Consider the following 14,940-nt stretch of genomic DNA (forward strand, 5'->3'; position numbering starts at 1 on the left):
GTATATAAGATCGGGCAGGTGGGCCTCAAGCTCGCCTGCTTTTTTATTGGTTGATATTCCTCTGCCTGTACTGCAATGCCTCGGCCACGTGGTTGGTCTTTATTATCGGAGAGCAGTCCAGGTCCGCTACGGTACGCGCGAGTTTAAGCGTACGGTGGAAGGCCCTTGCAGTGAAATGGATCTGTTTCATGGCTGTTTTTAACAGCGCCTGGGCCTGAGGATCGACCTTGCAGAATTGTCTTATCTCGAGGGCGGTCATGTCGGCATTATCCGTTAAAGCGGATCCTGCAAATCTTTCAGTCTGGATTAGCCTGGCTGCCTGAACGCGCCGGCGCACGCTTTCCGAGGTTTCAGAGTGGCCGTCATCCATGAGCTTATCGTAATCCACACGGGGTATATCGAGGAAAATATCGATGCGGTCCATGAGCGGGCCGCTGATTTTTTTCTGATAGTGAGTGACTACCGTGGATGAGCATGTGCATTCCCTGACCGGGTCGCCGTAGTATCCGCAGGGGCAGGGATTCATGGCAGCCACCAGTATGAAGTTAGCCGGAAAGGTCAGGCTGCCCTCGGCACGGCTGATGGTGATAACCCTGTCTTCCAGTGGCTGGCGCAGCGATTCAAGGGCCATATGGTTAAATTCGGGGAATTCATCCAGGAAAAGGACGCCGCGGTGGCTCAGGCTTATCTCACCCGGATGCGGCAGACGGCCACCTCCCACCAGACCTGCGTGCGAGGTGGAATAATGCGGCGCGCGGAATGGGCGCCGGTTGATAAGCGGGATATCACGGGACGTAAGGCCGCTGACGCTGTATATCTTGGTCACTTCGATCGCTTCGGTAAGAGTGAGCGCCGGCAATATATTGGCCAGGGCGCGCGCCAGCATGGTTTTTCCACTTCCCGGAGGCCCTACCATCAAAACGTTGTGGCCTCCCGCGGCGGCCACCTCAAGTGCCCTCTTGGCGTGCTCATGGCCCTTTACCTGCGATATATCGTCCTGCTGGCCTGCCCGATATGAATCCTCCCACTTCGCCTTGTCTGAGTACGGTTGGATATCCTGTTCACCCTGGAAATGGCTTACCAGTTGCCCGAGCGCGATAACCGGGTAGACTGCGATATCTTCGATCAATCCTGCTTCACCGGCATCTTCTGCGGGCACAAAAACGCTGCGGATGCCCCTTTCCCTGGCCATGGCTACCATGGGCAGGATGCCGTTGAGATGACGCACACTGCCGTCCAGGGACAGCTCGCCCAGGAAGAGTGTATTTGAGCAGTCGATGTTGATCTGGCCGGAGCTGACCAGTATGCCGATGGCGATGGGTAGATCGTAGGTTGGGCCGATCTTTTTCAGGTCGGCCGGCGCAAGGTTGACCGTTATCCTTTTCATAGGGAAGCTGCAGCCGGAGTTGCGCACGGCGGCGCGCACGCGATCACGAGCTTCCTTGACGGCGGCATCGGGCAATCCTACGATCAGTGTGCCTGGTAAGCCGGGCGATATATCTACCTCCACCTCGACCATGCGTGCATCGAGCCCGACCATCGCTGCAGTATTAATTCTGGCTAACATATATGAAGTGACTTTATGACTGATTATACCAGATATGACGCCGCCGATTATTTATGCATGACGCTGCGCAGCGCTCTGTCAAGGCCGGGGACAGTGGTATACCCCGAAAGGTCGCCCGGTTTGATCCATTTGCACTCGGTGTGTTCCCAATCGATCAGGATTTTATCCGGGTCCAGCACGTGGAAGAGGAAGGGGTGTACGATCCATTTTCTGTGAAGCTTCTCATCCACCACCTCAACCGTTTTCCCTTCTTTGACCAGCCTGATATTGTTCTTGAAAAGTCCGGTCTCCTCCCTGATCTCGCTGTAGGCCTGGTCCAGCGGATCGGTCTCGATATAGCCACTGACGCCCGCCCATGTCCTCTGGTACGTGCCCACCTTGTTACTGCGCCTCAATATCAGTATCAGCTGTCTCTGTTCAAGGAAACAGGTGACCACGTGTTTCTCTTCAAGAGGAATAGAAGATAGACGATCGAGATAACCTTGAAGCCGGTTTTCCAGCAGCCCCAGTGCCTTCCTGGCTGCGCTGCGTTTGATCTCTATACGGTTTCCCTTGAAGACGAATTTTTCGACCGATATCTCATCTGGAGTTGCCACACTTATATAAAAAAGGCCTGCAGGTTTCTCCTGTGTTGCGCCGCCCGGGCCGGCAATGCCCGTTGTGGACAGGCATATGTCCACATCAAGAGCCTTGCGCCCGCCTTCCGCCATTTCCCCTGCTGTCTCAGGGCTGACAGCCCCGTGAAGCTTTAGGGTATCAGGTTTTACACCGGCAGCATCAACTTTGAGGTCGTTGCTGTACGAGACTATCGATCCTTTATAATAATCGGAACTGCCTGCCACATTGGTGATTTTATCAGCTACCCGTCCACCGGTAGCCGATTCCACCGTGCCGATGGTCAGGCATTTGCCGGCCTTGTCGCGATATGCCCTGACTAAAATGGCTATCTGTTCCTCGGATTTTTTCACGGAAACCTCCGGATGTCCTTTCAGGTGGCATTTTAACAGAAACGCTTCCTTCAGTATAAGCGGGGCAAGCTGATATAATGATCGCCATGGTAAATCTGCGTGACACAATTCTATTTCTGGGGACGGGGGGCGCCAGGTTTACAGTCGCCAAGCAGCTGTTAGCCACCGGCGGCGCCTGGATGAATCTGGGAGGCACTCAGATATTGATGGATCCAGGCCCGGGCTCGCTGGTTTACGCAATTAAATACGGCTGTGAGCCTCCCGTGCTTGATGCCATTATCCTCTCACACAAGCACCTCGATCACTCAGTTGACATAAATGTGATGATTGAAGCTATGACTGACGGCGGTTGGAAAAAGCGCGGATCGCTGTACGCGCCGGCCGATGCTTTTAATAATGGCGCTGTGATACTTCCCTACGTCAGGGCTTATCCCGGCAAGGTGGAGGTGCTGGAGGAAGGGAAAGACCAGACGGAGGGCGACGTGGTTTTCAATACTCCCGTGAAGCATATACACCAGGTAGAGACATACGGTTTCGTTTTTAAAACGCCACGCCACAAATTTTCGTGGATAACGGACACGAAGATTTTCGATTCGCTGGCCAGTTACTATATGACTGAACTGGTGATTATCAACGTATTAAGTTACGAGAGGAGACTGCCGGTCGACCACCTGTCTTTGCCCGAGGCAGAAGCGATTATACGAGAGATCAAACCGAAGGCGGCAGTGCTCACGCACTTCGGGTTGACCATGTGGAGGGAAAAGCCGTGGGATATCGAGCAGCGGGTGAGCGACGCCACGGGCGTCAGGGTCATAGCCGCCAGGGACGGCATGTTGCTTGACCTGGATGAAATGGTCTGACCGAGACTGCGTTTACAGTGCTTCGAGTATTCTCTGTGCCAGCCCCGGCGTGATGCCTTCAACTGCGGTTAGCTCCTCGATACTTGCCTCTCTTATTTTGCGTACTGAGCCGAATTTCTTGATCAGCGCCTTTTTGCGGGACGGGCCTATGCCGGAAACACTGTCCATGGCAGATTCCCGGGCCGCCTTTGCACGGACGCTCTTATGATACGTAATGGCAAACCTGTGCGCTTCGTCCCGCGTCCTCTGTAGCAAATGTAATTCGGGCGATGATTTGTCCATGGGTACAGGCTCGTTGAAACCGGGTAGATATATATCTTCGTTCTCTTTGGCTATGCTGGCTACGGCAATATCCTTGATACCTGCTTCGCGCATAGCGGATATGGCAGCGTGAAGATGCCCTTTGCCCCCGTCGATCAACACAAGGTCCGGCAAGCTTGCCCATTTGCCTCCATCGTTTACGTGCTCTTTAAAACGCCGCCTGATCATCTCTCGCATCATAGCATAGTCGTCTGCGCCGGCGACCGACCTTATCCTGAAACGACGGTAATGAGGCGGCCTGGGGCTGCCGTCTTCAAATACTACCATGCTGCCGACAGCGCTGGTACCCTGGATATTTGATATGTCGTAGGCTTCAATTCTATGCGGGAAGCGCTCAAGATCGAGCAGTTCCTTCAGGTTCGCCAGCAGTTTGAGATTTTCGGGTCTGGCTGCGCGCCTGTTCTTGTAGATCTCCAGTTGCTGGCGTGCATTTTCCATTACCATGTTGATGAGACGAAGGCCGACACCCTTCTGCGGCACGCGCAGCTCAACATTAGAACCACGCTTGTTTTTCAGCCATTCTGATATGAGAAGACGTTCGTCGATAGGGGACTGCAGGAGGATCAGTCCGGGGATATGGTCGGTAGAGGAATAATACTGCTTGATGAATCCTTCCAGCAGCCTTGCAACAGGCTCATCTCTGACATCATCCAGGATAAAGTGCTCATCGCCGGCCAGTCGTGTATTGCTGATCGAGAAAATGCGCACGCAGGCCAGTTCGTCGTCACGAGCAATCGCTATGGCATCCTGTTCACCGCGGATATTGAGGGGGATGTTGTTGCTGGCGATTACCGCTTCAATGGCCTGAGCCTGGTTCCGTAAGGCTGCTGCCTTTTCAAATTCAAGAGAATGCGATGCCGCGGCCATGGATTTCTTGAGGTCGCGCAATACCATCTCCTCTTTACCCTCAAGCAAGGCCACCACCCGCCGGACGATGGCCTGATACTCCTCCTTGCTGATGGCTCCGATACAGGGTCCGTAACAGCGGCGGATATGATATTTCAGACACGGCCTTATTTCATTTCCGCTGATCTTCTTATCGCAGGACCTTAGAGGGAATACTTTTTTAATGAAATTATAGGTCTGGCGTGCCGACCACGCACTGGGTACGCGGCCGATGTATTTAGCGCCATCGTTGTAGCGCCGCCTGGTAATGCTGATGGTGGGCCATTCATTTTTGACATCGACCTTAATATAGGGAAAACTCTTGTCGTCCTTGAGCAGTATGTTATAGGGAGGCCTGTGCTTTTTTATCTGCTGACATTCAAGTACAAGAGCTGCTATTTCCGATTCCGTAATAACGAATTCAATTTTGTCGATCTGCTGTACCATACGGGCTGTTTTTTCAGATAGATTGGGTGTATATTTGAAGTAGCTTTTTACCCGGTTGCGCAAGTTTGATGCTTTTCCGATGTATATGACTGCACCGTTGACGTCTCTGAAGGTGTAGACGCCGGGCCTGGGAGGCAGAAGCTTTAAGTAGGACACAATGTGCAGTTTAATCAATTACGGAAGAATTTTAGCATCGAAACGACAGGCTTACAAAAGGTGTGGCAGGATCAACCCAGTGGTCTGTTCCAGGGATGCCGATTTATGTTAAAATAGTGGTCGCCGTTATGGAAGAAGACATAAGATTATTCCTGAATTACATATCTAAAGAGAAGAAGTGCTCAAGGAACACCTTGGACGCTTATCATAATGATCTGAGCCAGCTGGCGGATTATATAGCTGCGGTCAAAGGGAAAGAAGGGCCGGGCTACAATTCCGCCGAGTTGAGCGGAGATCACCTATCGTCCTACATGCAAAGCCTCAAGCAGAAAAGCTATACCGTTTCTACCATCGCGAGGAAGGTTGCAGCGGCCAGGACCTTTCTAAAATTCATGGCCGAACGCGGCAAGATTAATAAGGATCTGGCGCCCAGCCTGACTGCCCCGAGGGTTAATAAACCTCTACCAACAGCCTTGTCGGTGAATGATATGCAACGTCTACTGGCGGAGACTGCGCGGGTTCCTTCCGTCGATGCCCGCAGAGACCAGGCCATGCTGGAACTGCTGTATGCCAGCGGACTGCTGGCCAGTGAACTGATGTCTCTGAATGTTGAGGATATCGACACAGCGCATAACTGCGTTAATTTAAAAGGGCCTAGCGGCAAAATAAGGAAGATCCCTCTGGATGGCCGCATCGGTCGAATGATGCGGGAATACATAGACTCGGTGCGAATCAAGTTGCTGATCAGTGATAAAGAGAGAGCCCTTTTCCTGAATCAGAGGGGTGAAAGGCTCACCAGGCAGGGATTCTGGCAGATCGTACAGGGATATGCAACTGCCGCCGGGATATCCGCCAAAGTCACGCCCAGGACTATCAGGCACAGTTATGCTGTGCACAGGCTTAACAGCGGTGCGGATATTCATTCTGTGCAGGAAGTACTGGGGCATGCTCACATCTCTACGACACGGGCCTATAAACAGGTGTAGCCCTTTCAGCGCAGTCATAATCAGGAGAATATAATGTCTAAGAAATCACGCAAAAACAGGTCCAGGAGCAGAGCACCCGAGGCATCCCGGCCAAATGCCGGGCTGGCGCAGCAGAAGGTGCAGCCCGCCCGCTCCAAACCACAGGCAAACGCTGTGGCCGCAGCTTTACAGCCGCAGAATTACAGCTATGTCAAATCCGATCTAATAAATATCGCCATCATCGCCGGGATTTTGATACTGGTGTTGATCATTCTGACATTTATCCCCGCCTTGAAATCGTAGGATTTTTTACGGCTGTGGACTTGGACAGGGCCCGGCGGATCCTGATCGATTCGATATCTCACGATATCAAAGATAGACATGTATTGTTGGCTATGTCCAGGGTGCCTCGCGAGCGGTTCATACCACTGGAGCTACAGTCGTCGGCGTACGACGACAGGCCTCTCGGCATCGGCTGCGGTCAGACCATCTCGCAACCTTACATCGTCGCTCTTATGACGGAGGCGCTGGGATTGACCGGGCAGGAGAAGGTGCTTGAGGTCGGCACCGGCAGCGGATACCAGGCTGCAGTGCTGGCCGAACTCGCCAATTGTGTTTACAGCGTCGAGAGGATACCCGAGCTCGCGGAGTCTGCAGCCGGGATACTGGCGGAGCTGGGCTACAAAAATGTTCAGGTTGAGCTTGCCGGCGATCAGCTGGGTTGTGCGAAGTATGCGCCCTATGACGCTATTTTAGTGGCCGCCGCTGCCCCTTCCGTGCACCAGACATTGATAGACCAGCTGTGCGAGGGAGGAAGGCTGGTCATACCGGTCGGATCAAGAATGGAGCAGGAGCTTCTGCGCATCACGAAACTGAAAGCGGGTATCAGGACCGAGAGATTGGGGGGCTGCCGCTTCGTGCCGTTAATCGGCAGGGACGCCTGGAATGAGTGATCGCAGGTAGATAGACCCGACAGGGCATACTTCAGCACAGGCCAGGCATGAGTTGCAGTCAGTTTCTGCCAGGGGCATCTGAGCAAACGTGGAAACGATAGTATTCAAGCCGCGATAGGCAAAGTCCAGGACAGAAGTTCCTTTATTTTTGCAGGCCAGGATACACTTCCCGCAGAGAACGCATTTATTGCGGTCGAATATGATCAGAGGGTGGCTGGTGTCAATTGGATACTCCAGCGGGATTTTTTTGAAACGCCGGTCATTGAGTTTGTAATGCTCGTGGGCGGCTATGTTCTGCATCTCGCACTTTTTATTCTTGGCGCATCTTGCGCAATCCAGTGAGTGGTTGCTCAGTAACAGGTTGAACGCTGCTTTGCGTAATCTCCTTATAACCGGGCTGGTGAGGGTAACCGACATGCCGTCGCAGACGTTTTCAGTGCAGGCGGTGACAGGACCACCGGCCTTACCTGCGATCTCCACAAAGCAAAGGCGGCATGATGCGGTGGGCTTTTTAAGGCCGCGGGTCGCGCACAGGTTAGGGATATAGAAGCCTTTGTCCAGCGCCGTCCACAGCAGGTTTGCTCCGCGGGTTGCTCTGACCTCTCTTCCGTCTATGATTAAAGTGCAAACCATGTTCCAAAAGATATCAAAACAAAAGGCGGGTTACAAATCGTAACCCGCCTCTCAATCAGCATTTTAACCTTTAGCTATACACGTCCTGTACTATCGAGCCGTCCGGCGCCCTGAGCTGGATGTGAAGGGGCATCTGCCCGAGGGCATGAGTGGAGCATGACAGGCAGGGATCGTAGCAGCGGATGGCGGCTTCGACTCTGTTTAGTATGCCCTCGGTGACCTTGCCGTTCTTTATATACTGGTGGGCGACTTCGTAAACTGAGCGGTTCATGGCAGCATTGTTGTTGCCGGTAGCCACAATCAGGTTAACACCGGTAATCTTTCCGCTCTCGTCGACCCAGTAATCATGGAAGAGAGTACCTCTGGGTGCTTCGACGACGCCAACACCATGACTGTTATATATACTGGAGGTGACCTGCAGGTCTGTCGAGGTGACGTCTTTGTCCTCCAGTATCTCCCGAGCCTTCTCGATGGAGTAGATGAGCTCAATCAGGCGTGCGTAGTGGAAGAACATGGAGCCTTCGACCAGGCCGTTGGGGCTGAGCTTCTTGTAAAGCTTGAATTCGGCATTAGCCAGCGGCGTAGTGATACCCTTACAAACATTAAGGCGGCCCAACGGTCCGGCGCGATAAATTCCGCCGGGGTAGCCCAGGCTTTTATAGAAAGGGAACTTCATGTATGACCAGTCTTCCACGTACTCGGCAATGATATCGAGGTATTTGGAGGGATCGAACTGGTCTTCAAGTACCACCCCTTTGGAGTCGACCAGCCTCAGGTTGCCGTCGTAAAGGGCGAGATTGTCGTCCTGGTCTACCAATCCGAGGTAGGCCGAAGGAAATTTGGCAAAGCTGTTAACGACTTCAGCATTAGCTGCAACGTATTCCTTTAATATTTTCACTGCAAGTTGAGCGTCAGCAAGCGCCCAATCGATCTGTTTGAGGAAATAATCCCTGTCTTCGGCGGAGAGGGCGGTGGTCATACCGCCCGGCAAGGCAGCGTTCATGTGCACTTTCTTACCGCCGAGTTTTTTTATGATGGTCTGGCCCAAGCTGCGCAGCTTGACGGCCTCTGTGGCCAGCGCCGGGTCAACTTCGATAAGCCCTATCACATTTCTGGTGGCCGGGTCGGAGTCGAAGCCCAGCAGAAAATCAGGGCTGGCCAGATGGAAGAAGTGAAGGGCATGCGACTGTATGTACTGTCCAAGGTGCAGCAGCTCTCTGAGAAGCTTGGCCGGCCGTGTTAGCTCTTTACCCAAGATCATATCGCACGCTTTAGCTGATGCAAGCTGGTGGCTGACCGGGCAGATGCCGCATATCCTGGGTGTCAGATTGGGCATCTCCTGGAAGACCTGTCCTTCACAAAACTTCTCAAAGCCACGGAACTGAGTATTATGGAACCTGGCCGATACGGCATTGCCCGCATCGTCCAATTGGATGGTGACCTTGCCGTGCCCCTCTACTCTGGTTATGGGGTTGATTTCAATCGTTTTACTTGCCATCTTTCACCTCTTTAATCAAAGCGCATTATATTGCTGGGAACGACAGGTATCCTGCCGGCCAGCAGTTCGGTAAGTCCATATTTAATGGCCTCCGGCTCCGGCGGACAGCCGGGCACATAGCAATCCACTTTTACAATCTGGTTAGCCGGATATACCTTATCAAGCAATTCGGGGACTCCGGGAGCTACCGGAATCTTGCCCTTGTATGTGCTGGGGGTATCTATATAGGCGCGCTTAAGGACAGCTTCTTTATCGAGTGTATTGCGCATAGCGCAGACTCCACCGAAGCAGGCGCAATCTCCCAGTGCCATAAGGATCTTGCAATGATGACGCAACTCCTGGATGACCTCTTTTTCCTCTTCGTTGCCGACGGAGCCTTCAACTATGCCCACGGTTACATCGTCGAAGTCCTTGAGATCGGTGATGGGACTTCTGCGAAATTCGACCAGCTTCGAAAGGTCGATTATGAATTCATCTACGTCGAGGAATGACATGTGACAACCTGCACATGATTCCAGCCAGACCGTCGCTACTTTTACTTTTGCCATCTGTTCACTCCTTACGGGCGTTTATTTTTTAAGGTGTTTGGCAACTTCCTTGAGGGTATCGGCATCCGGCTTGATCGCAGGATTTGCCTTGACCATGGGAACGGTCTTCTTACTGATACCGTCGATCGAGGTATAGCTGCCTTTGCTCTCAGTCCAGAGCAGTGATGGAAGAACAACATCCGCTTTTTCTGTAACGGGTGAGCGGTAGCTGGCCTGAACTACTGCGAATTCGACTCCTTTGATGCTGTCGGCCAGGGCCTGCGCATTTGTCAGGTCATCGGCCAGCAACAGATAAAGGCCTTTGGCTTTGCTCCTGGCCAGATCCGCGGCCACGGATGCCTTTGAGTTGACCAGACCCAGGTCCCAGGCGCCGCGGCTGTTGCCGTATCGTTTCAGAGAGATAACCCTGGATTTATCACCTATCAGCGCAGAAAGATTCAATATTGTTGCCACCAGTGAGGCATCTTTGTACTGAAGTATACCGCTACCATAGATGATAATGCCGTTATTAGAGCCGGCCAAAATCTCGCCGGCTTTGACTATATCGTGTACATCGATGCCGAGGTCCTTGCCGGCTTTCTTTATGTCAATATCCTTGAATGCCGCCGAGTATTTACCTTTAGCTGCGGCTGTCTTAGCCGGCAGATGGTCTGCTATAGATTTGCCCAGCGCATTGATGACAAGCTCCTTCTTGCCCTCGGGCGGCTTAAGCCAGACCGAAGCACGGAAAGAGAAAGGATTGCGCAGCGGATCGATCACGATTAAATTTGCCTTGTTTTTAGAAGCAGCGCGCATAACATATGAGCCGACTACCGGATGTGTTTTGGTGGGATGCGCGCCTATAACGACTATGGCATCGGCAGTTAGGATGTCCTCAAGTTTTGCTTCTATAGACAGTCCGGCCTTGCTGTCGAATTTGGCTATACCCTGTGTGATGGTCCGGCAATCGTCTCCGTCCAGCGTATCCACCAGATTGCCTCCGACCTTTTCCATCAGTTCGGCGAAAGCCTTCAGAGCTTCACTGTTAGCCTTACCGGAGGCCAGCCCTGCCACACTATCGGACGCGCCCAACTTTTTAACGATCGCTTCGAACGCCTCATCGTAAGAGCAGCTGGCCAGCTGCCCTTTGCTGTTGCGCTTCAAAGGAGTGGTGACACGGTCGGCGGTATCATAGAGCGGCTCGAACCTGCCGATCTCGCAGAGAAGGCCGCGGGGTTTGGTCATGTCAGGACTGTCGATCCTGACTACACGGTTGTTTTTGACCAGGCCGTTGATATCGCAGCCGACACCGCAGATGGCGCAGGTTGATTCGACTGAAGTGCACTCAGAGGGTCGGCCCCTGTAAGCGCTGATTTTTGAGAAAATAGCTCCCGTCGGGCACGCCTGGAAGCAGCCTCCGCAGGAGATACACGATGATTCGCCCAGCGGCTGGTTGATGTCTGCACAGATGTTGGTCTTCCAGCCGCGTTTACCGAAATCGAGCGCGTGCGCGCCGGTTATCTCGTCACAGGTACGGATGCACCTTCCGCAAAGAATGCAGCGATTGTGATCCATTACAATATTAGGATGGGACGAGTCTGTTGTCTGGTTGGGCCAGGAATACTGGTAGCGCGCATTGTCCATCTGGTATTTGTAGGCCAGGCTCTGCAGCTCGCAGTCGCCGCTTGCCACACAGTACGCGCAAAGGTGGTTGCGCTCGGTAAACAGCAGCTCGAGCACCAGGCGGCGGTATTTCTCGATCTTCTCACTGTTTGTCGTTACCACTATACCTTCACGTGCAGGATAAGCGCAGGCAGGTACGGGTTTTCTTTCTTTTTCAACTTCAACTATGCACATCCTGCAGGCGGCAATATCTACCAGCCCTTTAAAGTGGCACAGTGTTGGGACATCAATCCCATTGGCCAGGCAAACCTCCAGGACGGTGTCGCCCTGTTTGCCTTTACATTGTTTACCGTTTATCGTTAAAGTAATTTCACTCATTTGCCTTTTCTCCTATCCAATATCGCATCTCAGGCATCTGCTGCATTCTTCTTTAGCCTCCTTGGCGGAGTAGTTCAGGATTACCTCTTTCATGGAAGACTTGCGGTCTGCCAGCCTGATCTCGGCCATGCCGACCCTGGCATGTTCTGCGGTCTCCGCGTCAGTCGGGGGAACGTTGGTGTAGGTGAAGGTTTCGGAATCTTTCCGGTCGACCCTGGGTGCGAGGTCTTTACCGGTGAGGAACCGCTTGATGGAAGAGGCCGCCCTCTGACCGGAGGCGATGGCTTCAATGACCGTCCACGGGCCTGTGAAGGCGTCGCCTCCGACAAACACACCTTTCTGGTCGGTGGCCAGGGTCCGTTTGTCGGCAACCAGTGTGCCGCCTTTACCGGTCTTGACCTCACAGAGTTTCAGTGAAGCAGTGTCGGGCCGCTGGCCGATGGCTTCGATCAGCATGTCTACTTCGATGGTGTATTCAGAGCCGGCGATGGCTTTGGGTGAGCGCCTGCCGCTCTTGTCGAAATCACCCAGCGCCATCTTCTGGCATTCGATCGCAGCTACCTTGCCTACCTTGCCGATGACCTTGACCGGGGCGGTGAGGACATGGAGTTTGATTCCCTCTTCTTCGGCGGCCAGTATCTCTTCCTCCTCTGCCGGCATATCTGCCTTTTCCCTGCGGTAGACGATGTGCACTTCCTCGGCGCCCTTACGCAGGGCAACCCTTGCGGCGTCGATGGCGGAGTTGCCGCCGCCTACTACTGCGACCTTCTTACCCACGTTAATAAACTTGCCCAGGTTGATGTTGCGCAGGAAGTCGATAGCATCGTAAACACCCTCAAGCTCCTCGCCCGGGATGCCCATCTTGTCACCTTTATGAGCGCCGATACCCACAAAAACGGCTTTGAATCCGTCTTTGAACAGGGCGTCGATATCTTTGACAGGGCTGTCGAGCTTTATCTCGATACCCAGTTTCTTGATGTTGTCGATCTCTTTGTTGAGCACTTCTTTGGGGAGCCTGTACTCGGGTATACCGACTGCCAGCATGCCGCCGGCTACCGGCAGCGCTTCAAAGATGGTTACCTTATAACCTTCTACAGCCAGGTCCCAGGCTGCGGCCAGGCCGGCAGGGCCTGCGCCGATGACTGCTACCTTCTCAGACTTGGAAGCTTTGATCTCCGGTGTGTATGAAAGGCCGTGCTCCCAGGCGTAATCGGAAGCGTAACGTTTGAGGTGCCTGATGGAGACTGCCTCATCTACCTGCCCCCTGCGGCATTTGCTCTCGCAGGGATGCGGACAAACGCGGCCGACTGACATCGGCAACGGGAGCCTCTGCATGATCAGTTTATAAGCCTCAGCGGGCTTGTCGCTCTTGATCAGTGAAATGTAACCGGGGACATCCAGCCCGACCGGGCAGGTATGCTGGCAGGGCGCCCTGAAGAGTGCCTGGCACATGGCAGCCGGACATTTCTTGTCGATGATGTGCGCTTCATATTCTTCCCTGAAATGCCTGAGGGTTGAAAGTGCGGGATTGGGAGCAGTCTGTCCGAGTGCACAAAGACATGCATTCTGCATCATCTCGGAAAGCTCTTCGAGTGTATCGATATCCTCCATGGTACCCTTGCCATCTGTGATCTTGGTCAGAATTGCTAAAACCTTGGGGATACCGGCACGGCAGGGAACGCATTTACCGCATGATTCATCTCTGCAGAATCCGAGGAACATCTTGGCGATATCAACCATGCAGTTGTCTTCATCCATAACGACCACACCGCCCGATCCCATGATCGCGCCTAAGGCAGTAACGGATTCATACTCAACAGGTACATTAACGTGCTGAATCGGAATAACGCCGCCTGACGGGCCGCCCAATTGAGTTGCCTTGTATTTCTTACCCTTGGGGATACCGCCGCCGAGATCAAATACAATTTTACCCAGGCTGGTGCCCAGGGGCACTTCCACCAGGCCGACATTATTAACCTTGCCTACGAGACTGAAGGTCTTGGTGCCGGTACATTTTTCAGTGCCGACACTGGTGAACCAATCGGCGCCCTCGCGAATTATCCTGGGTATATATGACCACGTCTCAACATTATTGAGAGCAGAAGGTTTGCCGAACAGGCCCTTGTCTGAGGGGAAAGGCGGCCTCTGCTTCGGCATACCTCGTTTGCCTTCAACCGAGGTCATCAGGGCTGTCTCCTCTCCGCAGACAAAGGCGCCTGCGCCGGGGAAGATATCGAGGTTAAACTCGAAATCGGTTCCCATGATGTTCTTGCCGAGGAATCCGTACTCCCTGGCCTGCTTGATGGCTGCTGCCAGGGTTTCAATTGCCAGCGGATACTCGGCTCGTATATAAGCAAACCCTTCCTTCACATTTTCAACCGCATAAGCGCCCAGGGCCATCCCTTCAATAATTGAGTGAGGATTGCCTTCCAGCACCGCACGGTTCATATACGCGCCGGGGTCGCCTTCGTCGCCGTTACAAAGAAGATACTTGACAGTACCCGGCGATTTCTTGAGAAATCCCCACTTTGTTGCAGTCGGGAAGCCTGCACCACCTCTGCCGCGTATATTGGCTTTCTTTACCTCCTCTAATACGTCATCCGGCTTCATTTTAAACAATGCTTTGGCTAGAGCTTCATAACCGCCGCGCCCGATGTATTCTTCTATATTGTAAGGATCGATAAGTACGTTATTATGCAGAATACGAAGCTCCTGTTCAGCCAGGAAGCCGATTTTCAGCCTTTCGGGTATGGCTTTGTCAGTAACAGGATCGTGATAGACCAATCTATCTACGATTTGCCCTTTGAGAATATGTTTTTCAACGATCTCCTCAACATCTTCCGGTTTGACCCTTACATAGAGGATATCGCCCGGATTTACGATGACTGTCGGGCCCATTTCACAGGGGCCGAGACAGCCGGTCCTGACGATAGTAACTTTATTGCCCATGCCCTTTTTCTTGAGCAGTTCTTCAAATTTTTCGGTTACCTTGTCACCACCGGCAGCGGTACAACCGGCGCCTCTACATTGCTGGATGCAGATTTCCGGAGATGTCTTGAATGCGGAAAAATCCCTGTTTTCGCGGACTTTTAAGGTTGGTGCAATTTTCTTCTGAAGTTTAATTAATTCATCATATGAGGTTATTTTTTGCACTTCATT

General features: G+C 52.9%; 12 protein-coding genes. 4 read left to right on the top strand and 8 right to left on the bottom strand.

What is annotated here, in order from left to right; all coding sequences use genetic code 11:
• Nucleotides 1–43: 43 nt before the first annotated feature.
• Both WC359_00905 and WC359_00910 read right to left on the bottom strand, forming a co-directional pair.
• The gene (locus tag WC359_00905; GenBank protein MFA5398993.1) at nt 44–1,567 is read right to left on the bottom strand and encodes a YifB family Mg chelatase-like AAA ATPase; all 1,524 of its coding nucleotides are present in this window, start codon (nt 1,565–1,567) and stop codon (nt 44–46) included.
• Between the two features lie 47 nt (nt 1,568–1,614).
• Nucleotides 1,615–2,535, bottom strand: coding sequence for a nicotinamide-nucleotide amidohydrolase family protein (locus WC359_00910; GenBank protein ID MFA5398994.1), 921 nt, complete (start codon nt 2,533–2,535; stop codon nt 1,615–1,617).
• A 77-nt stretch (nt 2,536–2,612) separates the two neighbouring features.
• On the opposite strand from WC359_00910, the gene WC359_00915 reads away from it, so the two are divergent.
• Nucleotides 2,613–3,395, top strand: a complete 783-nt coding sequence (locus WC359_00915; GenBank protein ID MFA5398995.1) for an MBL fold metallo-hydrolase — start codon at nt 2,613–2,615, stop codon at nt 3,393–3,395.
• A 12-nt stretch (nt 3,396–3,407) separates the two neighbouring features.
• On the opposite strand, the gene uvrC is transcribed toward WC359_00915, so the two are convergent.
• Nucleotides 3,408–5,204 (bottom strand): excinuclease ABC subunit UvrC, encoded by a 1,797-nt coding sequence (gene uvrC, locus WC359_00920; GenBank protein MFA5398996.1) that lies wholly within the window; start codon nt 5,202–5,204, stop codon nt 3,408–3,410.
• A 128-nt stretch (nt 5,205–5,332) separates the two neighbouring features.
• On the opposite strand from uvrC, the gene WC359_00925 reads away from it, so the two are divergent.
• The 3 genes from WC359_00925 to WC359_00935 are packed head-to-tail and all read left to right on the top strand — an operon-like array spanning nt 5,333 to nt 7,122.
• A complete protein-coding gene (locus WC359_00925; GenBank protein MFA5398997.1) occupies nt 5,333–6,190 on the top strand; it encodes a tyrosine-type recombinase/integrase in 858 nt (285 codons plus the stop codon).
• Between the two features lie 33 nt (nt 6,191–6,223).
• Nucleotides 6,224–6,472, top strand: coding sequence for a hypothetical protein (locus WC359_00930; GenBank protein MFA5398998.1), 249 nt, complete (start codon nt 6,224–6,226; stop codon nt 6,470–6,472).
• Between the two features lie 14 nt (nt 6,473–6,486).
• Nucleotides 6,487–7,122 carry a protein-L-isoaspartate(D-aspartate) O-methyltransferase gene (locus WC359_00935; protein ID MFA5398999.1) on the top strand — a complete coding sequence of 212 codons (636 nt, stop codon included), beginning with the start codon at nt 6,487–6,489 and terminating at the stop codon, nt 7,120–7,122.
• On the opposite strand, the gene WC359_00940 is transcribed toward WC359_00935, so the two are convergent.
• The 5 genes from WC359_00940 to WC359_00960 form a co-directional block, all read right to left on the bottom strand.
• Nucleotides 7,093–7,755 carry a 2Fe-2S iron-sulfur cluster-binding protein gene (locus WC359_00940; GenBank protein ID MFA5399000.1) on the bottom strand — a complete coding sequence of 221 codons (663 nt, stop codon included), beginning with the start codon at nt 7,753–7,755 and terminating at the stop codon, nt 7,093–7,095. The two genes, WC359_00935 and WC359_00940, sit on opposite strands and share 30 nt — an antisense overlap.
• A gap of 70 nt (nt 7,756–7,825) precedes the next feature.
• A complete protein-coding gene (locus WC359_00945) occupies nt 7,826–9,253 on the bottom strand; it encodes a Ni/Fe hydrogenase subunit alpha (GenBank protein MFA5399001.1) in 1,428 nt (475 codons plus the stop codon).
• A gap of 11 nt (nt 9,254–9,264) precedes the next feature.
• Nucleotides 9,265–9,801 (bottom strand): NADP oxidoreductase, encoded by a 537-nt coding sequence (locus WC359_00950; protein ID MFA5399002.1) that lies wholly within the window; start codon nt 9,799–9,801, stop codon nt 9,265–9,267.
• A gap of 21 nt (nt 9,802–9,822) precedes the next feature.
• Nucleotides 9,823–11,781: a molybdopterin-dependent oxidoreductase gene (locus WC359_00955; GenBank protein MFA5399003.1), complete on the bottom strand. Its 1,959-nt coding sequence runs from the start codon at nt 11,779–11,781 to the stop codon at nt 9,823–9,825.
• A gap of 12 nt (nt 11,782–11,793) precedes the next feature.
• Nucleotides 11,794–14,934, bottom strand: coding sequence for an NADH-ubiquinone oxidoreductase-F iron-sulfur binding region domain-containing protein (locus WC359_00960; protein MFA5399004.1), 3,141 nt, complete (start codon nt 14,932–14,934; stop codon nt 11,794–11,796).
• Nucleotides 14,935–14,940 lie beyond the last annotated feature (6 nt).

It is taken from the genome of Dehalococcoidia bacterium, from assembly GCA_041653995.1.
Classification (GTDB): Bacteria; Chloroflexota; Dehalococcoidia; order GIF9; family UBA5629; genus CAIMUM01.